The organism is Brevundimonas sp. (assembly GCF_041919755.1).
Lineage (GTDB): Bacteria > Pseudomonadota > Alphaproteobacteria > Caulobacterales > Caulobacteraceae > Brevundimonas.
The window spans coordinates 75,715-96,925 of record NZ_JAYRTD010000003.1; the positions used below are offsets into that span (position 1 = coordinate 75,715).

Genomic DNA, 21,211 nt, shown 5'->3' on the forward strand with positions numbered 1-21,211 from the left:
CTTGCCTGATGGTTACCAAGTGAACATCGGTTGCCAGCAAAAAGGCTGCAGGGCGAGCCTGCAGCCTCATTGTTACTGCCCTATCGCTCGCGTCGCGGACGCTCACTACATGAGGGCAATATCCTATCTCGCACTCAAACAGCGAGGCTTCGCGAGCCCAGCTGTAGCGCCCTAAGACAATGAAGAATCGATATCCTTGCAGGCCTGGATCAGGCCCTGGACCGACTCGACCGACTTCTTGAACATCGCCTTTTCGTCGTCGTTGGTGCTGAACTCGATGACCTTTTCGACGCCGCCGGCACCGATCAGGGCGGGCACGCCGACATAGAGGTCCGACAGGCCGTATTCACCCGACAGCCAGACGGCGCAGGGCAGGACGCGCTTCTGGTCCAGCAGGTAGGAACGGGCCATGGCGATGGCGCTTTCGGCTGGGGCATAGAAGGCCGAGCCGGTCTTCAGCAGGGCCACGATCTCGCCGCCGCCCTTGCGGGTGCGGTCCACGATGGCGTCCAGGTCGCCCTGGCTGAGCATGCCGGCGGCGACCGCGTCGGGCAGAGGCAGGCCGCCGACGGTCGAGTGGCGCACCATCGGCACCATGTCGTCGCCGTGACCGCCCAGGGTCCAGGCGTGGATGTCCTGGATCGACACACCCGTCTTTTCGGCCAGGAAATAGGCGAAGCGGGCGCTGTCCAGCACACCGGCCATGCCGATGACCTTCTCCTTGGGCAGGCCGGAGAATTTCTGCAGGGCCCACACCATGGCGTCCAGCGGGTTGGTGATGCAGATGACGAAGGCGTTCGGCGCGTGCTGCTTGATGCCCTCGCCGACGGCCTTCATGACCTTCAGGTTGATGCCGATCAGGTCGTCGCGGCTCATGCCCGGCTTGCGCGGCACCCCGGCGGTGACGATGCAGACGTCGGCACCGGCGATGTCGGCATAGTCATTGGCCCCCTTCAGAGCGACATCAGTGCCGATCACGGCGGTGGCCTCGGCGATGTCCAGCGCCTTGCCCTGGGGCGTGCCCTCGGCGATGTCGAACAGGATGACGTCGCCCAGCGCCTCGCGCGCGGCCACGTGAGCCAGGGTTCCGCCGATCATTCCGGCGCCGATGAGGGCGATCTTCGCACGAGCCATGAGTATCTCCGGGAGGAAGTGTGAGGCGGCGACTGCACCGCTGACGGGCGGCGGTCTAGACCCGACACGGGCACCCTGCAACCATCGCCAGGATTCCGGCGGGTGACGCAAGGCTCAGCTTATCCCGAACTCAAAACTTATTGATTTTGCCTGTTACGCGAGTGGGCATAGGCTCCTAGGCAACAATCAAACTAACGGGAGCTGAATGATGGACGGAAACGCTGGCGGACCCTCACCCCTGAGCGACCCCAAGAAGGAAAAGGCGGCGCGCCGCAGCCTGCTTGGCCGCACCAACCGCGACTGGTGGCCCAATCATCTGGCGGTCGATATCCTGCATCAGCAAGGCAAGACCGGCGACCCCATGGGCGACGGCTTCAGCTATGCCGAGGCGTTCAACTCTCTGGATTACGACGCGGTCAAGCGTGACCTTCATGCCCTGATGACCGACAGCCAGCCTTGGTGGCCAGCGGACTATGGCCACTATGGTCCCTTCTTCATCCGCATGGCCTGGCACTCGGCCGGTACTTACCGCACCGGCGACGGGCGCGGGGGTGCAGGTGCGGGCCAGCAGCGGTTCGCGCCGCTGAACTCCTGGCCGGATAACGGCAATCTGGACAAGGCGCGCCGCCTGCTGTGGCCGATCAAGCAGAAGTATGGTGCCAAGCTGAGCTGGGCCGACCTGTTCATTTTGGCCGGCAATGTCGCGATCGAATCCATGGGCGGGCCGGTCTTCGGGTTCGGCGGCGGCCGCGCTGACGTCTGGGAGCCGGAGAAGGACGTCTATTGGGGCACGGAAGAGAACTGGGTGGGCGAGGGTGCCGAAACCCGCATCCAGCCCGACAAGGACATGGCGCTGGAAGAGCCGCTGGCCGCCATCCAGATGGGCCTGATCTATGTGAATCCGGAAGGCCCGGGTGGCGTGCCCGAGGCCCTGCAATCGGCCCGCGACATCCGAGAGACCTTCGCCCGCATGGGCATGAACGACGTCGAGACGGCGGCCCTGACCGCCGGGGGTCACACCTTCGGCAAGGCGCATGGTGCGGGCGATGCGTCCAAGGTCGGTATCTCGCCCGAAGGCGCCGACATCGCCCAGCAGGGCCTGGGCTGGGTCTCCGGCCACGAGAGTGGCATGGGCGATCATACCATCACCTCGGGCATCGAGGGGGCATGGACGCCCACGCCGATCACCTGGGACATGACCTATTTCGACATGCTGCTGGACCATGAATACGAGCTGGTCCGCAGTCCTGCCGGGGCCAAGCAGTGGCAGCCTGTCGGCAATCCGGAAGACACCCTGGCTCCTGCCGCCCACACGCCGGGCAAGAAGGTGCCGACCATGATGACCACAGCCGACATGGCGTTCAAGGTCGACCCGGAATACCGCAAGATCATGGAGGCCTTCCGCGCCGACCCGGCCTATTTCGGCGACCAGTTCGCCCGCGCCTGGTTCAAGCTGTGCCACCGCGATATGGGGCCGAAGATCCGCTACCAGGGCCCCGAGGTTCCGGCCGAAGATCTGATCTGGCAGGACCCGATTCCCGCCCATACCGGACCGAAACTGACCGAGGCGGATGTCGAGACACTGAAGGGGCATATCGCCAACTCCGGCCTGTCGATCGCCGATCTGGTCCGCACGGCCTGGGCGTCTGCCGCCACCTGGCGCGGGTCCGACCACCGCGGCGGGGCCAACGGAGCGCGCATCCGTCTGGAACCGCAGCGCAGCTGGGACGTCAACGAGCCGCACAAGCTGGCCAAGGTTCTTCAAGTCTATGAGGGCATCAAGGCGTCGTCCGGCCTGAACGTCTCTATCGCCGACCTGATCGTGCTGGGCGGCTCCGTCGGGGTCGAGCAGGCCATCAAGGCCGCCGGTCACGACATCGCCGTGCCCTTCACGCCAGGCCGCACCGATGCCTCGGCCGAGCAGACCGATGCCGACAGCTTCAAGGTGCTGGAGCCCAAGGCCGACGGCTTCCGCAACTATCTTCAGGTCCAGTTCAACGTTCCGACCGAGGAACTACTGATCGACCGGGCCCAGCTTCTGGGTCTGACCGCGCCGCAGATGCTGGTGCTGGTCGGAGGGCTGCGGGTCCTGGGGGCCAATCATGGAGAGTCCAAGAACGGTGTCCTGACCGATCGCCCGGGCCAGCTGACGAACGACTTCTTCGTCAATCTGCTGGACATGCGCACGGCCTGGAAACAGGTCGACGACCACTCCGACGAGACCTTCGTCGGCACGGACCGCGACACGGGCGAGCAGCGCTGGACCGCCACGCGCACGGACCTGGTGTTCGGCTCCAACTCCCAGCTGCGCGCCCTGGCCGAAGTCTATGCGTCGGCCGACGCGGGCGAGAAGTTCGTGCGCGATTTCGTCAAGGCCTGGGTCCAGGTCATGGAGAATGACCGCTATGACCTGCCCAAGCGCGCCCTGCACGCCGAGAAGGTTGCGGCCTGATGGTATTATTGTCCCCTCTCGCTTGCGGGCGAGAGGGGACAAGCCCTTCCGATTGATTTTGCCATGTCGATAGCGACGGCCTATGTCGCGCGCATGCTCCCCACCCTGCGACAGCTCCAGTATCTGAAACTTCTGGCTGAACACGCCTCGTTCAGCCGGGCTGCAGAGGCTGCCCACGTCAGCCAGCCGGCGCTTTCGGCGGGCGTTCAGGAGCTGGAGAAGATTCTAGGGGCCGCCGTCGTCGAGCGCACACGCGGCAATGTCCAGCTGACGGCCGTCGGAGCCGAGGCCGTACGACGGGCCGAGGATGTGCTGGCGCGCACCGAGGATCTGGTCGAGGCGGCAAAGAATGCGGGCAAGCCGCTGTCGGGCCGGTTCCGTCTGGGCGTAATCCCGACAGTCGCACCGTTCCTTCTGCCCGCAAAACTGGCTGGACTGAAGACAGCCTATCCGGCCCTGCGCCTGTTCATCCGCGAGGATCTGACGCCCCGGCTGATCGGGGCGCTGAAGGCAGGACAGTTGGACGCCGCCGTCATTGCCCTGCCCTATACGGCCCCCGGCATCGACCATGCCCGGATCGGCGACGACGAGATCCTGGCCGCCGCCCCGGTTGGCCATGCGCTGGCGGGTACCGGCCCCATTCCGGCAGGCTCGTTGAAGGCCGAAGACCTGATCCTGCTGGAAGACGGCCACTGCCTGCGCGATCAGGCCCTGGCTGCCTTCGACATAGACCCGCCCAAGGGCGACGACGTGTTCGCCGCGACCAGCCTGCACACCCTTGTCCAGATGGTGTCCTCGGGCCTTGGCGTCAGCTTCCTGCCCGAGATGGCAGTGCGTGCCGGTCTGGCCGACATGCCCGGCGTGGTCGTGCGCCCGATCTCGGCCAAGGCCCCGCGCCGCGAGATTGTGGTCGCCTGGCGCAAGGGCTCCAGCCGGGCGTCCGAGGCCCGACTGCTGGCGGACGCCTTCAAACTGGACTGAGATTACAACTCCGTAAGGTGCGCAGGACTTGCGCCCTGATAGGGTCCGCCTCGCCCGCCGTCCGGGCGCTCGGAGCCACCCCCATGAAGTCCCGCCTGATCCTGACCGCCTGCGCCGCCGCCCTGATGCTGGGCCTGCCCGCCGCCTCGCCTGCGCTGGCGCAAAGTGCCGCCACAGCCGCCCCGGCACCCGCTGGCGTGACCGTCCCACCGCTGGGCTTTCAGGAACGGACCCTGCCCAATGGGCTGAAGGTCTATACCGCCCGCGACACCTCGACCTCCAATGTCACGGTCCAGGTCTGGTACCGCGTCGGCTCCAAGGATGATCCGGAAGGCCGCTCTGGCTTTGCCCACCTGTTCGAACACCTGATGTTCAAGGCGACCGAGAACTTTCCCGACGAGACCTTCGACCGCCTGACCGAGGATGTCGGGGGCAACAACAACGCCTTCACCTCCGATGACGTCACCGCCTATCACGAGACCATTCCGGCCAATCATCTGGAGCGACTGATCTTTGCCGAGGCTGACCGCCTGGGCTCGCTTGTGGTCAACGAAAGCGTGTTCGAAAGCGAGCGCGACGTGGTCAAGGAGGAGTATCGTCAGGGCGTCCTGGCCAGCCCCTATGGCCGCCTGTTCAGCCTGTTTGTGCCCGCCACCATCTATCAGGAGCACCCCTATCGCCGCTCGACCATCGGTTCGATCGAAGATCTGGACGCCGCGACCATCGAGGATGTGCGCCGGTTTCACTCCACCTTCTACCGGCCCGACAATGCCTATCTGATCGTGGCCGGAAACTTCGATCAGGCCCAGCTGGACGGCTGGATCGACCAGTATTTCGGACGTCTGAGCAATCCCGACCGCCCTCTGCCGGTGAACGATGTGCGCGAGCCCGAGCCGACCGGCCCACGCGACGTGACCTATTACGCCCCCAATGTACCGCTGCCCGCCGTGGTGCTGGCCTGGCCGACGGTGCGTTACGACAACCCGGACCGCGCGGCCCTGACGGTGCTGGACGGCATCCTGTCTACCGGCGAGTCCAGCCGACTTTATCGCTCGCTGGTCTACGATCAGCAGATCACCAGCCAGACCAGCTCCAGCCTGGATGCCAGCCAGCAGGCCGGGGCCCTGACCGCCTTCGCCATCATGGCCGAGGGCAAGACGCCGGAAGAGGGTCTGGCCGCGTTGCGGGCCGAGGCTGCGAAACTGCGGGACGCGCCTGTCACCGACGCCGAACTGGCCGAGGCCAAGAACGAGCTGATCGCCGGGGCCCTGCGCGAGCGCGAAACCGTCGAGGATCGCGCCAATGTCCTGGGCTGGTCGCTGATCAACACCGGTGACGCCGCCTCCGCCGACCGCGAGATCGCCAGCCTTCAGGCCGTGACCGCCGCCGACATCCAGCGTGTGGCCCGGCGCTATCTGACCGATCAGCGCAGCATCGCCATCCGCTATCTGATCGCCGACGAGGCCAATCCCGCGACGGTGCAGGACGTGGATGTCTCCGCCCCGATCAAGGTCGCCGACCTGGCCCCCGTCGGCCGCATCTTCGAACTGCTGCCCGAGGGTCAGCGCGCCGCCATGCCGACCCCGGGCGAACCGGTCGAGCCGGCCACGCCGCCGGTCGCCGACTTCCGCCTGGACAACGGCCTGCGCGTGCTGGTCGTCGAGAAGGAGGGCCTGCCCTTGGTCTCCGCGCGGCTAAACTTCGACGCCGGGTCCGGTGACGAGGCCGAGGGCCAGGCTGGGGTCGCCGCCATGACCGCCGCCCTGTTGACGCAGGGGACCACGACCCTGAGCGCGCCCCAGATCGCCACGGAGATCGAGCAGCTCGGTGCCAGTATCGGGGCGGGTTCCGGCCCGGACTTCACCAATGTCTACGCCAATGCCCCGGCCAACGTCTTTCCCCAGACCGTCACCCTGATGGCCGATCTGGTGCGCAATCCCGCCTTCGCCGCCGAGGAACTGGATCGACAGCGGTCCCAGACGCTGGACGGACTGCGGGTCGCCCTGGCGACGCCCGGCCCCGTGGCGTCGCAAGCCGCCGCCCGCGTCATCTATGGTGACGCTCCCTATGGCGCGCCTGGCAGCGGCACCCTGACCACCATACCCGCCATCACCCGCGAAGATGTCGTCGCCTTCCATCAGCGCCGCTATCGCCCGTCTGAGGCCACTCTGGTCTTCTCCGGCGACATCAACGAAGCGGAAGCCCGCGCCCTGGCGCAGTCGGCCTTTGGCGACTGGCGTGAGACCGGGCCGGTCGATGCGCGGGCTGCGCCTATCGGCGCGCACCTGCCCCCCCGGGTCGTCGTCATAGACCAGCCCGGTGCCGGTCAGGCCGCCGTCACCGTCGCCCTTCGTGGGATATCCCGAACGGACGAGGACTATTTCCCCCTGACCCTGGGCAACACCCTGCTGGGCGGAAGCTTCACCTCGCGGCTGAACCAGGAAATCCGCATCAAGCGCGGCCTCAGCTATGGCACCCGCTCGTCCCTGGGCGTGCGGCGCGAGGACGGGTTGTTCACCGCCTCAGCCCAGACCCGCAACGATGCCGCCGTCGAGGTCTCCGACCTGATCCTGGCCGAGCTGACCCGGCTCGCCACCACCCAACCGACCGACAGCGAGATGACCACCCGTCAGGCCATTCTGACCGGGGCCTTCGGCAGTTCGCTGGAAACCGTCGATGGCCTGGGCTCTCTGGTCGCCAATCTGGCGCTCTATGACCTGCCGATGAGCGAGCTTGCGACCTACGCCGGTCGCGTGCGCGCGCTGACGCCCGAACAGGTCCAGGCGGCATTCGCCGAACACCTGCCCACCGACCGCGCCAGCCTGGTCATCGTCGGCGACGCCTCGACCTTCATCGACGCCCTGCGCGCCAAACACCCGAACGTCGAGGTCATTCCGCTGACGGAGTTGAACCTGGATACAGCGGCGCTGAAATAGCGTCAGGCCGACAGACAGACGACCTGCGCCACCTTCAGATCACGGCGCAGGTCGTCGGCGACGGCACCATAGTTGTCGGTCGTGATGGCCCGTCCGCGCAGACGCTCGGTCGGGGTCTGGATGCCTCTCACGGCGGGGCCGAAGGTCTCGGGCGAGGTGGTGTAGATGCGGCCACGTCGTGGGCTTTCGGCGATCGTGACGCCTACTGCGCGCCCCTGCCGATCCAGAACGGGCGCGCCCGACAGGCCTGCCAGGGTGCCGCCCAATCCGTCGGTGCGTCCGACCTCGGCCCAGGCCAGGACCGGCTCGTCACGCTGGCCCCGCCCCCGCACGCGCAATGTCTCGCGGCCTAGCAGCCGCGATGTCGCCTCGCCCGGACGGGCCTGGGGATAGCCGGGATGAAAGCCCCGCTGACCAGCACGCAGGTGGCGATCCGGACTGACCGGAATGGCGGATGTGCCGCCGTCGGTGATCAGAAGCGCGATGTCGGCCCGCGGTGCCAGACGCACGTCTGCCGCCACGGCCCGGCTACCGCCCACCATGATGGCGGGCTGGCGACAGCCCTCGACCACATGTCGCGCCGTGATCCAGCGGCCCTGACGGGCCACCGAAAAGGCCGTGCCTGACGAGGGCTGGAAGGGGATGTCCGGCGCGTTGACGATCACTTCCGGATCGAAAGGGGTGACCGGACCCAGCAGGGGGCCTTCGGTATCGTCCGGCATCGTCGGCACAGGCGCATCGGCATTTTCACGCTTGCTCAGGGAAAACAGCAGCAAGGCCCCGGCGACGCCCAGATAGATCAGCCAGTCAGGGGGGCGCGACATAGTCCTGCCTCAGCCCGTCAGGGCCGCCGCGAGGATCAGCGCGGTCGACAGCTTGGCCCCGACCAGCAGGATGGCGGCGGCGATCTCGCCCTGTCGGATGCGCTGTGGCAAGCCGGTCAGCAGCATGTCGACCAGGCGGAAGGCCAGCAATTGCAGGGCCACCGTCGCCACGCCCCAGATCAGGATGTCGCGTATCGAGGTGGAAACGTTCAGACTGACCGCCAGTGGGATGGCCAGGCCGACCAGCACCCCGGCCAGGGCCAGGGCAGCGGCGGGATTGCCCTGACGGATCAGGGTGATCTCCCTCCAGGGCGTCATCCAGACATAGACCAGCGCCCCACCCAGCATCAGGCCCAGCGTGACCGCCAGATGCGCGATCATCGTCGGAAAGCCGGTGGCGAACGCCTGGAACTCGGCGCTGTCCAGCACGGGAGGGAGGGTAGAGGCGTCCATGGCGTCCGGTCGATCAGAGGTTGCAGACGCTTGCCCGCTTTTCGCCTCATTCTGCAAGCGCTGCCGAGACACACTCTCTCAGGAATCGTTGCGCGGAGGTTCTAGGGTTTAGGTTTCAGGGATGAGGGACGATGCGGAAGGAGGCTCTTACTGGCCCTTACTGACCCTGACCCCTAAGGCCAAACTCCTAGGCTGCGGTCTTCCGCAGCGTCGAAGCCCGCAGCTTCTCGCTCTCCGACTTCAACTGACCACACGCCGCCAGGATGTCGCGACCGCGCGGGGTGCGGATCGGGCTGGCGAAACCGGCTTTGTTCAGTATGGCGGCGAACCGTTCGATCGTGCCCCAGTCCGAACACTGATAATCGGTTCCGGGCCAGGGATTGAAGGGGATCAGATTGACCTTGGCCGGAATGCCCTCGATCAGCTTGACTAGGGCGCGCGCCTCGTCCGGGCTGTCGTTGACGCCCTTGAGCATGACGTATTCGAAGGTGACGCGCCGCGCGTTCGACAGGCCCGGATAGGCCCGGATGCCCGCCATCAGGGCCTCCAGATCGTACTTCTTGTTCAGCGGCACCAGCACGTCGCGCAGAGCATCGTTCGTGGCGTGCAGGCTGATGGCCAGCATGGCCTGGGTACGGTCGCCCAGCGGGCCAAGTTGCGGCACCACGCCACTGGTCGAAACCGTGATCCGGCGTCGCGACAGGGCGATGCCCTCGGGATCACTGATGATCTCGATCGCGTCGGCGACATGGTCCAGATTGTAGAGCGGCTCGCCCATGCCCATGAAGACGATGTTGGACAGGCGGCGGTCCTCCATCGGCGACGGCCACTCTCCCAGATCGTCACGGCAGACCTGCACCTGGGCCACGATCTCGGCGGCGGTCAGATTGCGCACCAGCTTCTGTGTCCCGGTATGGCAGAAGGTGCAGTTCAGGGTGCAACCCACCTGTGACGAGACGCACAAGGCGCCCGCGCGACCCACGTCTGGAATATAGACCGCCTCGACCTCGATGCCCGGGGCGGTCCTGATCAGGTATTTGCGGGTGCCGTCCTTCGACACCTGCCGCTCGACGATCTCGGGGCGGGCCAAGGTGAAGGTCTCGGCCAGTTTGACCTGCATATCCTTGGCGACATTGCTCATCAAAGCGAAGTCGGTGACGCCGTGATGATGGATCCAGCCCCAGATCTGCGACGCGCGCATCTTGGCCTTCTCGGGCGGACAGACGCCCGCATCGACCAATGCCTGACGCAGACCCGTACGCGTCAGTCCCGCCAGATTGACGGGTACGGGCGTGGCGGCGATCGTGCGCGTAAGGTCGAGCGAGAGGCTCAAAGGGCGACATCCTGAACGGGCGGGAGGCGGGCCTTATAGCACAGATCGGGCAGGATTTAAGGCGGAGGTCAGTCGCCCGCCTCCACCTCGTGAATTCGGTCGTCGTCCAGACCGAAATGATGCCCGATCTCATGGATCAGGACATGGGCGATGATCTCCGACAGGCCGACATCCCCGCGCTCGCACCATTCGTCCAGGATCGGGCGGCGATAGAGGAGTATCCGCGATGGCTCCGGCGCGGCCCCCATGCCGTCCCGCAGGCCGATATCGACACCATGATACAGGCCCGTCAGTTCGAACGGATCCTCCATGCCGAAGCTGGCCAGTGTTTCCTCATCGGCAAAGTCGTCGATGCGGATCACGACATCACCGGCCAAGGCTCCGAAGGGCGCTGGCAGGGCGTCGAACGCTTCGCGGGCCAGTCGGGCGAAGTCGTCCAGGGAGGGGGCGGCCTGATCGTTCCAGGTGAAAGGCGCAGTCTCGGTCATGGTCTCCATATCGGATGTCCGTCGCCCGCTCGCAAATCGCGCGACGCGGGTTATGGTTACCGAATCGAGGGGCGTGGGGCTCCGCTTGACGGATCAGGGATGGACGACGCCGACATCGCCTATGTCGCGACCGCGGGAGCTGCGGGTCTCGCGCTGGCGCTCAGCGCCTGGGCCGCACGGCTGCGTGGGCAACTAGCCAGGCGTGCGGCGAAGGCAGAGGCCGATCTGGCGGCGGCTCGCGTCGATCTGGCCGACCGTGACGGTGCCTTGGCCGCGTTCGAGGATGTGCGCTTGGCGCTGACACCCGACGGGCAGACGCGACGCCTGGGGTCGGAGGGGGCTTGGCGCACCATCGTCAGCGAACTGGCGTCGCAGCCACCTGCCCCCGACACCGATCCGGCGCTTGTGGTGCTGGATGCCGTGCGGCGCTTAGAGGCCGAGCGGCTCGACGCCCTGATCGAGCGGGGCGAGGCCCTCGATACGGTGCTGGAAGGATCGACTGCCGCCTGGACGGTCGAGGGCCGATCCTCCGCCGGGGCGGCCTGGTTGCGCCTGTCCCGACTGGCCCTGATGGGCACTGCGGCCGAGAGTGGACTGGGCCTGCTGGCCGAGGCCTATCCCGCCCCGACCTGGATCACCGACGCGTCGGGCAACCTGGCCTGGGCTAATAAGGCGTGGCTGGCGGAGTTGAAGGTCGACACGATCGAGGCGGCGCGGGAACAGGGCCTGAGCTTCGACCGTGGGGCCGACGCCATCGTGGCCGAGGCGGGTCGCCTTCGCCAGCATCAGGAAGGCTTTCGCTGGACCACCGGTGATGGTCGCAGGCGGGCCTGGCGCATCATGGCCGAGCCGGTACAGGGCGGAGCCGGCGCGGTGCTGGCCTTTGCGCTCGACATGACCGAGGCGGAGGAGACGCGCGATACCCTGCGCCGCCATGTCGAGGCCCATGACGAGACCCTGAACCACCTCGCCGACGCCGTGGCCATCTTTGGCCCCGGCAAGCGACTGGCCTTCCACAACACCGCCTTCCAGCAGCTGTTCAATATCGATCCGGCCTGGCTGGACGAGCGACCCACCCATGCCGAACTGCTGGACGCCCTGCGCCAGCGCCGACAGCTGCCGGAGGTTATCGACTACGCCGGGTGGAAGGCCAATGAGCTGGAGTTCTACGGGGCAACGGAGGCCGCACCCGACGACAGCTGGTCCCTGCCCGACGGGCGCACCCTGCGCATCGTGCGCCAGCCGCACCCGCTGGGCGGCGTGCTGCTGCTGTTCTCCGACATCACCGACGAGCTTCAGCTGCGCAGCCGGTTCAATGCCCAGCTGCAGGTCCAGACCGCCACCCTGGACAAGCTGAACGACGCCGTGGCCGTGTTCGGCTCCGACGGACGGCTGCGCCTGCACAACGAGGCGTTCGAGCGATTCTGGGCCCTGCGTCCTGATCAGCTGGAAACGGCCGGAGACTTCGATGCCCTCGCCGCCCTATGTCAGCAGACCATGCCCGATCCGGCCCTGTGGCTGGGGCTGAAGGCGCGCGTCGCCGATCCCGATCCGGAGAGCCGCGTGCCGATTTCCGGCGAGGGTCGAACCATCGATGGCCGCGTCGCAGCCTGGCAGACCCGTCCCCTGCCCGATGGCGCGACCCTGGTCGCCTTTTCCGACGTGACGGCGCGGCGCGATCTGGAACAGGCCTTGGCCGCCAAGGCCGCTGCCCTGGAGGAAAGCCAGGCGCTGAAGCGCGAGTTCGTGGGCAGCGTATCCTATGAACTGCGCACGCCGCTGACGACCATCGTCGGCTATTCCGAACTGCTGGAGACCCTGGGCGATCTGCCCGAGCGCAGCCGCCAGCATGCCGGGGCCATCCGCATCGCCGCCAGCCAGCTGGCCCGATCCATCGACGACGTTCTGGACATGAGCCAGATCGACGCAGGCGAGATGGAGCTGGCGCTCGGCGACATCCGCCTCAGTGATCTTCTGGACGACGCCGCGTCGAAGGTCCGTGCACGGATCGAGGGGCGCGGGGCCAAGCTCGTTGTCGACTGCCCCGCTGGCCTGAAGCCCATCCGTGCCGATGCCGGCCGCATCGCCCAGTGCCTGGATCATCTGCTGGACAATGCCACGCGCGCGGTGTCGGAAGGCGGCTCCGTCACCCTGGCTGCCGAGGCGACGACTTCGGAGGTCCGCATCCGGGTCGAGGATACAGGACGCGGCATCCCCTATCACCTGCAGGCCCACGTCTTCGACCGCTTCGTCCGGCGCGAGCGCGGTGGACCCGGCGTCGGCCTGGCGCTGGTCAAGGCCCTGGTCGAACTGCACGGCGGCTGGGCCGAGGTCGAGAGTGAGCCCGGCAAAGGCGCCGCCTTCATCCTGCACCTGCCGCTGGAAGCCACCGCCGCTGCGGTCGCGCCTGAACTGCGCCTCGGCTAGATTTTCGGTGTGTCTGCTATACAGCGGCGGAACACGCAGGACATCGCCATGGCCAAACCCCTAAAGACCGCCCTGATCTACGACTTCGACGGCACCCTCGCACGCGGGAATATGCAGGAGGTCAGCTTCATCCCGTCCATCGGCATGGACATCGGGGCCTTCTGGGCCGAGGCCGAGGCCCTGACCCAGGCCGCCGATGCCGACGGCATCCTGATGTACATGCAATTGATGCTGCGCCATGCCCGCGACAACGGCGCACCGATCACGCGCGAGACCCTGGCCGAACAGGGGCGCGAGGTGGCGCTGTTCGAGGGGCTGAAGGACCTGTCGTGGTTCGACCGGATGAATGCCTTCGGGGCGCAATACGGCCTGGACATCGAACACTACATCATCTCGGCGGGGCTGGAGGAGATGATCGAGGGCACGCCGATCCGGCCCGCCCTGACCCACGTCTTTGCCTCCCACTATGTCTATGACGAAAAGGGCGAGGCTGCCTGGCCCGCCGTGGGCGTCAACTACACGACCAAGACCCAGTACCTGTTCCGCATCAACAAGGGGGTCAACAATCACTGGGAAAACGAGCGCATCAACCACTTCATTCCTGACGAGGACCGCCGGGTGCCTTTCGACCGGATGATCTTCCTGGGCGACGGCGACACCGACGTGCCGACCATGAAGATGATGCACACCAAGGGCGGGTTCTCGATCGCCGTCTATGATCCCCGTTCCAACGAGCGCGATCAGAAGAAGGTCTATTCCCTGATCTCCGAGGACCGCGTGAACTTCGTCGCCGCCGCAGACTATCGCGAGGGCACGGCGCTGGACCTGATCGTCAAGGGGCTGATCGGACGCATCGCCATCAACGCCGGGACCATGCCCGCTGGAATCTGATCTGCCGCATTCGGAACATAGTTCGTCGGACAGCGTATTGCTCCGGTTGTCTTGACCAAGGAGCCGGAATGTCGGAGCCGCTGCCGATCCTGCGCTATTCGACAGAGGCGTTTCCGCCAGAAGAACGCTATGCGAGGTGGTACCTCAGGGACTGGCCGCGCCAACGCCCAATTTATCGGACCCAGCCGACCGAGCCGTTCGACACATCCTGGGAAACGACCCAGCTTGGCTCCATCATCTTTGCCGTTGCCACCATCACGGCGATGCGGTGGGAACGTCACATCCAGGATATCCGCGAGTCTGACTTTGACCCGATCATCCTGAATCTGATGGTGCGCGGCGAGGCGCAGGGTCAGATCGACGGCCTGCCCTTTGCGAGACGTCAGGCATGGGTCACTTCCACGACCTGTCCCTGCCGTCCCTGCACATGTCGACCGGCAGCTTCACCTATAGCTTCGTCATGCCGCGCCCTGTGGCCGAGGCCTGGTTTGCGCCGCTTCATGACCTGCGGGCTCTGGTCCTGACGGTCGACCAGGCGGCCCTGCTGATCGATTTCGCAGCGGCGATCCACAGGGCCATGCCGACCCTGACCCAGGCCCAGGCCGAGCCGCTGGGTCGCAGCGCCCTGGAACTTATCGCCAGCGTCCTGAAAGCCGCCCGCCCCTCGACGACACCCCTGATCAGTGCCGACGAATCCCTGCGCCTGCGCGCGTCGGAAGAGATCGAGCGACGGCTGGCGGAGGGGGATGTCAGCGTCGACGCCCTGTGCAAGGCCTTGGGCGTATCGCGCGCGCGGCTCTTTGCAGCCTTTCAGAAAGACGGCGGCGTCCAGGCCTTCGTTCTGACACGCCGGCTGGACAATGCGCGTGCCGCCCTTGCCGACATCTACCGGCATGAGACGATCGGCACCATCGCCCACAGGCTGGGGTTCAGCGATGCGGCCCACCTCAGTCGCTCCTTCCGGGCCCGCTACGGCATGACTCCCCGCGAGTACCGCCAGCTTGTAGCGACCAATCTACAGGTCATGCGCACCGGCACTGCCCCTGAACGCTGATACAAAATTCAGCGACGATGGTCCTAACGGGTCTCTGCCCACGGGTGTATCGCCCAGATGCGCTTCAGGATTGTATGGCGAGCCCGGGTCGGGGGACCGTAGCTTGCGCTGATCCAGGCGTTGGAGATCGAGGGGATTTCCATACGGACGGAGCAGACAACGCTTCACCGCGCGTTCGCTGACCGGATCGGGCGAGGCCCGATCCGACCGTCCGGGTTCAACAGGAAGGGAGGGCATGATGGCGACGACCAGGAAACCGGGCACGACACACACGGCCCCGCCCGCGAACCGTATCGGCGAAGACAAGAGTTTCGGGCGTGCCTCACTGATGTCGCAGACCGCGCACAAATCCGGCCTCAGCCCCCACAATACCAACGCAGAGGACGAACCGGTCGTAGAGCGCGACGCGACCCCTGTAAGCAGGACCGTCCAGCCTGTCGGCCACAAGGGTCATTGAGCCGCTAGCGGCCCCCGGCCCTCATCCACGCCGCCCGGGCCGCAGCCAATCGAGAGGGCACCAGCCCGCGCAGCGACGCGCGCGCACCCTCCTTGAGCCCCACCTCTGTACCCTTGCTCCACACAACCTCGGCCTCGATAGCGGCGGCCTGCTCCACATCGACGATGATCACACGTGCTGGCAGGGACAGGGCGCGGTCCATGCGGATCTTCATCCCACGAGGAGATCGGTCAACGATCAGACAGGCCAGCTCGACGGCCGGCGCGACGATCAGGGCGCGGCTGTGCGATGGCCTGCGCGGCTCGAACCGCCGCTCAGGCTGCTGTGTCAGTGCTGGTTCTCGGGCAGGCGCACGATCAGGCCGTCCAGCTCGTCCCTGACCCGGATCTGGCAGGACAGACGGCTGTTGGGCTGAACATTCTCGGCGAAGTCCAGCATGGACTCCTCCATCGCCGACGGTCGTCCCGTTTCGGCGGCAAAGGCCTCGTCGACATAGACGTGGCAGGTCGCGCAGGCGCAGGCCCCGCCGCAGTCGGCATCGATGCCGGGTACATTGTTCCGGATCGCGCCTTCCATGACCGACAGGCCCGTCTTGACCTCCACGACATGCTCGCGGCCGTCGTGTTCGATATAGGTGATCTTGGCCAACTCAGGCTGCCTGCTTCTTCCGGCCAGGGGCGACCATCAGCTTCTTGGTTTCGGCGATGGCCTTGGCGGGGTTCAGGCCTTTGGGGCAGACCTGGGCGCAGTTCATGATGGTGTGACAGCGGTAGAGCTTGAACGGGTCCTCAAGGTCATCCAGCCGCTTGTCGGTGGCGTCGTCGCGGCTGTCGGCGATCCAGCGGTAGGATTGAAGCAACGCCGCCGGGCCCAGGTATTCCGTCTGGTTCCACCAGTAGCTGGGGCAGGAGGTCGAGCAGCAGGCGCACAGGATGCATTCATACAGGCCGTCCAGCTTGGCGCGGTCCTCGGGCAGCTGGATACGCTCCTTCTCCGGGTCCGGCTCGTCGGACTGGAGATAGGGCTGGATGCTGTCGTACTGGGCGTAGAACAGGGTCAGGTCTGTCACCAGGTCCTTGACCACCGGCTGGTGCGGCAGGGGGGCGATGGAGATGTTGTGCGACGAGCATTCCTCCCAGCCCTTGGTGCAGGCCAGGGTGTTGCGCCCGTCGATGTTCATCGAGCACGAGCCGCAGATGCCCTCGCGGCACGACCGGCGGAAGGCCAGGGTCGGGTCGATCTCGTTCTTGATGTGGATCAGGGCGTCCAGAAGCATGGGGCCGTGGTCGTCAGACGACACTTCGAACGTGTCCCAGCGCGGATCGGCATCGACCTCGGGGTCGTAGCGATAGACCTTGTAGGTCTTGACGTTCTTGGCCCCGGCCGGGGCCTTGTGAACCTTGCCGGACGAGGGTTTGGACCCCCGGGGGAGAGCGAGCTGGACCATCTTCAGTACACCCTTGTCTTGGGCTCGATGTAGGCGATGTCGTCCGACATCGTGTAGTTGTGGACCGGACGGTAGTCGATCTTCACTGCCTCGCCCGGGACCTTCCAGGACAGGGTGTGCTTCATCCAGTTGGCGTCGTCGCGGTCCGGATAATCCTCGCGGGCATGGGCACCGCGCGATTCCGTGCGGTTCAGCGCGCTTTCGATCGTGACCAGCGCCTGGTCGATCAGATTGTCGTATTCCAGCGTCTCGACCAGGTCCGTGTTCCAGATCAGGCCACGATCGGTGGTCTTGATGTCAGCCCCCTGCGCATGGATGGCGCGCAGCTTGGCGGTGCCTTCCTCAAGCGTCTTGCCGGTGCGGAAGACGGCGGCGTCGGACTGCATGGCGCGCTGCATCTCGATGCGCAGCTTGGCGGTCGGGGTCGAACCATTGGCGTGGCGGAAGCGATCCAGGCGGGCCAGATGGGCGTCCGTCGTGGAGGCCGGGGCGTCGGGCACGCGAGCCGCCTTGTCCACGATCTCGCCGGCGCGCAGACCGGCCGCGCGGCCGAAGACAACCAGGTCGGTCAGGCTGTTGGAGCCCAGGCGGTTCGCGCCGTGCACGGACACGCAGGCCGCCTCGCCCACCGCCATCAGGCCGGGCACGACGGTATCGGCATTATCGCCGACCTTGGTCAGGACCTCGCCGTGATAGTTCGTGGGGATGCCGCCCATATTGTAGTGGACGGTCGGCAGGACCGGAATCGGGGCCTTGGTGACGTCGACACCGGCGAAGATCTTGGCGCTCTCGGAAATGCCGGGCAGGCGTTCGTGCAGGACCTTCGGATCGAGGTGATCGAGGTGCAGGAAGATGTGGTCCTTGTTGGGACCCACGCCGCGCCCCTCACGGATTTCGATGGTCATGGAGCGCGAAACCATGTCGCGCGGAGCCAGGTCCTTCACGGTTGGCGCATAGCGCTCCATGAAGCGCTCGCCCTCGGAGTTGGTCAGGTATCCGCCCTCGCCGCGCGCGCCCTCTGTGATCAAACAGCCGGCGCCATAGATGCCGGTGGGGTGGAACTGGACAAACTCCATGTCCTGCAACGGCAGGCCGGCGCGAAGCACCATGGCATTGCCGTCGCCGGTGCAGGTATGGGCGCTGGTGGCGCTGAAATAGGCACGGCCGTAGCCGCCGGTCGCCAGGATCACCAGCTTGGCGCGGAAGCGGTGCAGGGTGCCGTCGTCCAGCTTGAGCGCGGTCAGGCCGGTGCAGGCCCCGTCCTGCATGATCAGGTCCAGGCCAAAATATTCGACGAAGAACTCGACCTCGCGGCGGACCGACTGGCCATAGAGGGTGTGCAGGATGGCGTGGCCGGTGCGGTCGGCGGCGGCGCAGGTACGCTGCACCGGGCCTTCGCCGAAGTTGCGGGTCATGCCACCAAAGGCGCGCTGATAGATCTTGCCTTCATCGGTCCGGCTGAACGGCACACCCCAGTGCTCCAGCTCATAGACGGCCTTGGGCGCATTGCGGACCAGGTATTCGATGGCGTCCTGGTCGCCCAGCCAGTCCGACCCCTTGACGGTGTCGTACATGTGCCATTGCCAGCTGTCCTCGCCCATGTTGCCGAGGCTAGCGGAGATGCCCCCTTGCGCCGCCACGGTGTGCGAGCGGGTCGGGAAGACCTTGGTCACGCAGGCGACCTTCAGGCCCTGCTGGGCGGCACCCAACGCGGCGCGCAGGCCGGACCCCCCGGCCCCCAGGACGACGACGTCGTATTCATGGTCGACGAATTCGTATGCGGTCACGCGGTCAGACTCCGAAACCGGCCGGCAGCGGCGCTGAACCCAGCGCCAGCCGCACGATGAAGAAGACGCTGGCGGCGGCCAGCGCGAAACAGATCAGGTTCAGCAGGCCGATCAGCAAGGCCTTGGTGCCGGGTTTGTGGATGTAGTCCTCGATGATGACCTTCCACGCCAGGCTGGCGAAGCCGAAGAAGACCACGGCGGTCGCGGCGGCCAAGACCGCGTTCAGCGGACTGGCGAACCAGGCCATGACGGTGTCGTAGTCAGCACCCGCCAGGGTGAAGCCGCTCGACGCGACCCAGACGCCCAGCGGCATTAGCAGCAGCAGGGCCACGCGCTCGGTGGCCCATTCGCCTGCGCCGTGGCGCTCGGAGACCTTGACGCCGTTTCTGTATGTTGCGCGACCGCTCACAGCGACACCCTCCCGGTGGAGAACAGGACGACCCAGAACAGCACCGCCAGCGGCACCGGACCCCAGACCGCGATGTTGGACAAAAGGTCCGCGGGCTTGATCTGCAGGCCGTTGCCCGTGTCGTTGATCAGGTGGCGCCCCCCGTTCAGCAGCAGGGAGAACAGCACCACCGTCAGGCCGAAACCAACGATCAGACCAAGCGGCGAACCGGCGAAGGCGGCCGCGCCGTCGAAAGCCTCCGGCCCGAAGGCCACCGCCGCCAGCCAGGCCACAAGGAAGACCGCGCCGACGCTGGCAGCCCCGATGGTGAAGCGGAACAGGATGGAGGCGGTCATTGTCACGTGCCAGCGCCACACCTGCAGGTGCGGCGACAGCGGACGCGGCCGGCCATTGGGCTGGATCACCAGGCGGCCGGTCTGATCGTCAGAAGGGTCGTTGCTGGGGTCGCCCGTCAGGGGGGAGCTTGACATGCGAACGGTTCTCAAAAAAGCCGTGAAAATTCAGGCGCGGACGCCAGTGAACAGGCTTTAGTCAGCAGGGGACCGGGGGTCAACGCACCAGACCGTCGCGGGGTGATCAGTGATCGCTCAGCCGCGGCGGAGAGCCTCGATCAGATTGTCGAGTCGTTGGGGAGCCCATCGCTCTGCCACCCCACGCCCCCAGACCGGGTCGGGCCACACGGGATCGTCCGACCGACGCCCGACCACATGGACATGCAGCTGGGCCGTCACATTGCCCAAGGCCGCAACGTTCAACTTCTCGACCGGGCTGTCGATCATTCTGCCCAGCGCGCGCACAGTAGCGCCCGCGCGCAGGACCTCGGCCATAAGCAGGTTCAGATCGGACGGCTCCAGCTGATCCAGTTCGGTCAGACCTATCCGGCGCGGAATCAGGATCAGCCACGGAAACCGCGCGTCGTTCTGCAGCCGCACCTGACACAGGGGCCAGTCCGTGACGGCTACCGACCCCGGCTCGAAGGCCGGATCGGCCCTAAAACCTGCAGTCATGGACATCAGTTGAGGGCGTAGACGACGCAGGCCTGATCGGTCAGCTCTCGCAGCGGCGGCTGTAGAGCGAGACGCGCTGCCTCGATCTGAGCTTCGGTAGGTGGAGCCCCAGGCATAGGAGGCGGAGCCGGAGACGCTGGCGGAGGTGGCGGCGGGACGTAGGCGGCCTCCACGGCGGCATAGGCCACATCCGTCGCCTGCGACGCACCGGCACCATAAGATGGCCAGCCCGCCAGCACGTCGGTCTGGCAGGCGCGACCCGTCGGGTCGATCACACGGACCCCGCCCAGGGTCGCCCCGGCGTTGGAGGCCGCCTCACGCGCGCGGCGGGCAGCATCCTTGACCGCCTCGGCCTGCAACCAGGTCTTGGTCGCATTGTCAGGCTGGAGATTGAAGTTGACCGGACTGATCGACGTCGGCTGGGACGCCACGACCGTGGCATAAACCCGCTCAAGCACCCGCACGTCGCGCAGGGTCACGCTGACATTGGCCTGAGCTTCGTAGCGTTCGATCCGGTCGGCGCGGACATTGTCGCGCAGGTTCCCGGCCTCGTCGCGGTACTGGTCATACAGAGGGCGGGTGGACACGGTGGTCTCGACCCGCACGACATCGACCCCGTAAGACGCCAGGGCTTGGCTGAGGGCCCGAACCTGATCGGCGGCCTTGCGCGAGGCCTCGGCGGCGGTACGCTCGACCGACTGGAAACTGGCCCCGAACCCGGCGCGATTGGCGGCGACCTCGGTGCGGACATAGCCAACCGAGGCGATGACCGGATCGCGCATCCACCAAGGTGCGGGCACGTAGCGATCGCCGATGGTCGCGGGCGGCGTCTGGGCCTGGGCCGGGACAGCCGGGAGCCCCGTCGATACGGTGGCGGCGGCGACGGTCAGGGTTGTGAGCAGGCGGCGCATGAGACTTCTCCGGATGTGCCCGAACACTGTCCTCTGACGGTGCGGTCGTAAAGCACTTCGTCAAAGACGTCAGACTTGGTCAGGCTATGACGTCCATAGATATTATCGATCAACCGCGCCCGCCTGAACGATTGACTTTGTGCAGCGCAACGCCCATCTCGCACCTGCAAACGGCGCTTCCCGCCGTCCCCCATTACCCTCATCATTTCAGGAGCACACT

General features: G+C 66.3%; 19 protein-coding genes. 6 read left to right on the forward strand and 13 right to left on the reverse strand.

Annotated elements, in window-relative coordinates; genetic code table 11:
• Positions 1 to 171: 171 nt before the first annotated feature.
• Entirely contained in the window at positions 172 to 1,134 is a 963-nt protein-coding gene (mdh, locus tag ACE3TH_RS05365) for a malate dehydrogenase (protein ID WP_374598086.1), read from the reverse strand.
• Positions 1,135 to 1,339: 205 nt separating this feature from the next.
• Between mdh and katG the strand changes: the two genes are divergently transcribed.
• The 3 genes from katG to ACE3TH_RS05380 all read left to right on the forward strand — a co-directional run bounded on the left by katG (position 1,340) and on the right by ACE3TH_RS05380 (position 7,503).
• Positions 1,340 to 3,586: a catalase/peroxidase HPI gene (katG, locus tag ACE3TH_RS05370; RefSeq protein WP_374598088.1), complete on the forward strand. Its 2,247-nt coding sequence runs from the start codon at positions 1,340 to 1,342 to the stop codon at positions 3,584 to 3,586.
• A gap of 93 nt (positions 3,587 to 3,679) precedes the next feature.
• Complete coding sequence (locus tag ACE3TH_RS05375) at positions 3,680 to 4,567, forward strand: hydrogen peroxide-inducible genes activator (protein WP_374598545.1); 888 nt, start codon at positions 3,680 to 3,682, stop codon at positions 4,565 to 4,567.
• Positions 4,568 to 4,650: 83 nt separating this feature from the next.
• Positions 4,651 to 7,503 carry a M16 family metallopeptidase gene (locus ACE3TH_RS05380; protein ID WP_374598090.1) on the forward strand — a complete coding sequence of 951 codons (2,853 nt, stop codon included), beginning with the start codon at positions 4,651 to 4,653 and terminating at the stop codon, positions 7,501 to 7,503.
• Positions 7,504 to 7,505: 2 nt separating this feature from the next.
• Here ACE3TH_RS05380 and ACE3TH_RS05385 read toward each other — a convergent pair whose 3' ends face one another.
• The 4 genes from ACE3TH_RS05385 to ACE3TH_RS05400 all read right to left on the reverse strand — a co-directional run bounded on the left by ACE3TH_RS05385 (position 7,506) and on the right by ACE3TH_RS05400 (position 10,601).
• On the reverse strand, positions 7,506 to 8,327 hold the full coding sequence (locus tag ACE3TH_RS05385) for a serine protease (RefSeq protein WP_374598092.1): 822 nt from the start codon (positions 8,325 to 8,327) through the stop codon (positions 7,506 to 7,508).
• Positions 8,328 to 8,336: 9 nt separating this feature from the next.
• Positions 8,337 to 8,780 (reverse strand): DUF350 domain-containing protein, encoded by a 444-nt coding sequence (locus ACE3TH_RS05390; RefSeq protein ID WP_374598094.1) that lies wholly within the window; start codon positions 8,778 to 8,780, stop codon positions 8,337 to 8,339.
• Between the two features lie 187 nt (positions 8,781 to 8,967).
• Positions 8,968 to 10,113: a 23S rRNA (adenine(2503)-C(2))-methyltransferase RlmN gene (gene rlmN, locus ACE3TH_RS05395; protein ID WP_374598096.1), complete on the reverse strand. Its 1,146-nt coding sequence runs from the start codon at positions 10,111 to 10,113 to the stop codon at positions 8,968 to 8,970.
• A 68-nt stretch (positions 10,114 to 10,181) separates the two neighbouring features.
• A complete protein-coding gene (locus ACE3TH_RS05400) occupies positions 10,182 to 10,601 on the reverse strand; it encodes a metallopeptidase family protein (protein WP_374598098.1) in 420 nt (139 codons plus the stop codon).
• A gap of 99 nt (positions 10,602 to 10,700) precedes the next feature.
• Here ACE3TH_RS05400 and ACE3TH_RS05405 point away from each other — a divergent pair, with 99 nt between their 5' ends.
• From ACE3TH_RS05405 to ACE3TH_RS05415, 3 genes are all read left to right on the forward strand, one after another.
• The gene (locus ACE3TH_RS05405) at positions 10,701 to 13,028 is read left to right on the forward strand and encodes an ATP-binding protein (RefSeq protein WP_374598100.1); all 2,328 of its coding nucleotides are present in this window, start codon (positions 10,701 to 10,703) and stop codon (positions 13,026 to 13,028) included.
• Between the two features lie 48 nt (positions 13,029 to 13,076).
• Complete coding sequence (locus ACE3TH_RS05410; protein WP_374598102.1) at positions 13,077 to 13,919, forward strand: HAD family hydrolase; 843 nt, start codon at positions 13,077 to 13,079, stop codon at positions 13,917 to 13,919.
• A gap of 388 nt (positions 13,920 to 14,307) precedes the next feature.
• Positions 14,308 to 14,973 carry a helix-turn-helix transcriptional regulator gene (locus tag ACE3TH_RS05415; RefSeq protein WP_374598104.1) on the forward strand — a complete coding sequence of 222 codons (666 nt, stop codon included), beginning with the start codon at positions 14,308 to 14,310 and terminating at the stop codon, positions 14,971 to 14,973.
• Positions 14,974 to 15,434: 461 nt separating this feature from the next.
• Here the strand turns inward: ACE3TH_RS05415 and ACE3TH_RS05420 are convergent, their stop codons facing one another.
• The 8 genes from ACE3TH_RS05420 to ACE3TH_RS05455 form a co-directional block, all read right to left on the reverse strand.
• A complete protein-coding gene (locus tag ACE3TH_RS05420) occupies positions 15,435 to 15,824 on the reverse strand; it encodes a PilZ domain-containing protein (protein ID WP_374598547.1) in 390 nt (129 codons plus the stop codon).
• Positions 15,758 to 16,078 (reverse strand): 2Fe-2S iron-sulfur cluster-binding protein, encoded by a 321-nt coding sequence (locus tag ACE3TH_RS05425; protein ID WP_374598106.1) that lies wholly within the window; start codon positions 16,076 to 16,078, stop codon positions 15,758 to 15,760. Before ACE3TH_RS05425 ends, ACE3TH_RS05420 begins: the two co-directional genes overlap by 67 nt.
• Position 16,079: 1 nt before the next feature.
• Positions 16,080 to 16,877, reverse strand: coding sequence for a succinate dehydrogenase iron-sulfur subunit (locus ACE3TH_RS05430; RefSeq protein ID WP_374598108.1), 798 nt, complete (start codon positions 16,875 to 16,877; stop codon positions 16,080 to 16,082).
• Positions 16,878 to 16,879: 2 nt separating this feature from the next.
• The gene (gene sdhA / locus ACE3TH_RS05435) at positions 16,880 to 18,664 is read right to left on the reverse strand and encodes a succinate dehydrogenase flavoprotein subunit (protein ID WP_374598110.1); all 1,785 of its coding nucleotides are present in this window, start codon (positions 18,662 to 18,664) and stop codon (positions 16,880 to 16,882) included.
• Between the two features lie 4 nt (positions 18,665 to 18,668).
• Positions 18,669 to 19,073 carry a succinate dehydrogenase, hydrophobic membrane anchor protein gene (gene sdhD / locus ACE3TH_RS05440; RefSeq protein ID WP_374598112.1) on the reverse strand — a complete coding sequence of 135 codons (405 nt, stop codon included), beginning with the start codon at positions 19,071 to 19,073 and terminating at the stop codon, positions 18,669 to 18,671.
• The gene (sdhC, locus tag ACE3TH_RS05445; RefSeq protein ID WP_374598114.1) at positions 19,070 to 19,543 is read right to left on the reverse strand and encodes a succinate dehydrogenase, cytochrome b556 subunit; all 474 of its coding nucleotides are present in this window, start codon (positions 19,541 to 19,543) and stop codon (positions 19,070 to 19,072) included. Before sdhC ends, sdhD begins: the two co-directional genes overlap by 4 nt.
• Positions 19,544 to 19,660: 117 nt before the next feature.
• On the reverse strand, positions 19,661 to 20,080 hold the full coding sequence (locus ACE3TH_RS05450) for an HIT domain-containing protein (RefSeq protein WP_374598116.1): 420 nt from the start codon (positions 20,078 to 20,080) through the stop codon (positions 19,661 to 19,663).
• Positions 20,081 to 20,085: 5 nt separating this feature from the next.
• Positions 20,086 to 20,991 carry an SIMPL domain-containing protein gene (locus tag ACE3TH_RS05455; protein WP_374598118.1) on the reverse strand — a complete coding sequence of 302 codons (906 nt, stop codon included), beginning with the start codon at positions 20,989 to 20,991 and terminating at the stop codon, positions 20,086 to 20,088.
• Between the last annotated feature and the right edge of the window lie 220 nt (positions 20,992 to 21,211).

Bases quoted from the DNA above. Each gene is read 5' to 3' on its own strand.
- mdh (WP_374598086.1), bottom strand. From the start codon at position 1,134: ATGGCTCGTGCGAAGATCGCCCTCATCGGCGCCGGAATGATCGGCGGA.
- katG (WP_374598088.1), top strand. From the start codon at position 1,340: ATGATGGACGGAAACGCTGGCGGACCCTCACCCCTGAGCGACCCCAAG.
- ACE3TH_RS05375 (WP_374598545.1), top strand. From the start codon at position 3,680: ATGCTCCCCACCCTGCGACAGCTCCAGTATCTGAAACTTCTGGCTGAA.
- ACE3TH_RS05380 (WP_374598090.1), top strand. From the start codon at position 4,651: ATGAAGTCCCGCCTGATCCTGACCGCCTGCGCCGCCGCCCTGATGCTG.
- ACE3TH_RS05385 (WP_374598092.1), bottom strand. From the start codon at position 8,327: ATGTCGCGCCCCCCTGACTGGCTGATCTATCTGGGCGTCGCCGGGGCC.
- ACE3TH_RS05390 (WP_374598094.1), bottom strand. From the start codon at position 8,780: ATGGACGCCTCTACCCTCCCTCCCGTGCTGGACAGCGCCGAGTTCCAG.
- ACE3TH_RS05400 (WP_374598098.1), bottom strand. From the start codon at position 10,601: ATGACCGAGACTGCGCCTTTCACCTGGAACGATCAGGCCGCCCCCTCC.
- ACE3TH_RS05405 (WP_374598100.1), top strand. From the start codon at position 10,701: ATGGACGACGCCGACATCGCCTATGTCGCGACCGCGGGAGCTGCGGGT.
- ACE3TH_RS05410 (WP_374598102.1), top strand. From the start codon at position 13,077: ATGGCCAAACCCCTAAAGACCGCCCTGATCTACGACTTCGACGGCACC.
- ACE3TH_RS05415 (WP_374598104.1), top strand. From the start codon at position 14,308: ATGGGTCACTTCCACGACCTGTCCCTGCCGTCCCTGCACATGTCGACC.
- ACE3TH_RS05430 (WP_374598108.1), bottom strand. From the start codon at position 16,877: ATGGTCCAGCTCGCTCTCCCCCGGGGGTCCAAACCCTCGTCCGGCAAG.
- sdhC (WP_374598114.1), bottom strand. From the start codon at position 19,543: ATGTCAAGCTCCCCCCTGACGGGCGACCCCAGCAACGACCCTTCTGAC.
- ACE3TH_RS05450 (WP_374598116.1), bottom strand. From the start codon at position 20,080: ATGACTGCAGGTTTTAGGGCCGATCCGGCCTTCGAGCCGGGGTCGGTA.
- ACE3TH_RS05455 (WP_374598118.1), bottom strand. From the start codon at position 20,991: ATGCGCCGCCTGCTCACAACCCTGACCGTCGCCGCCGCCACCGTATCG.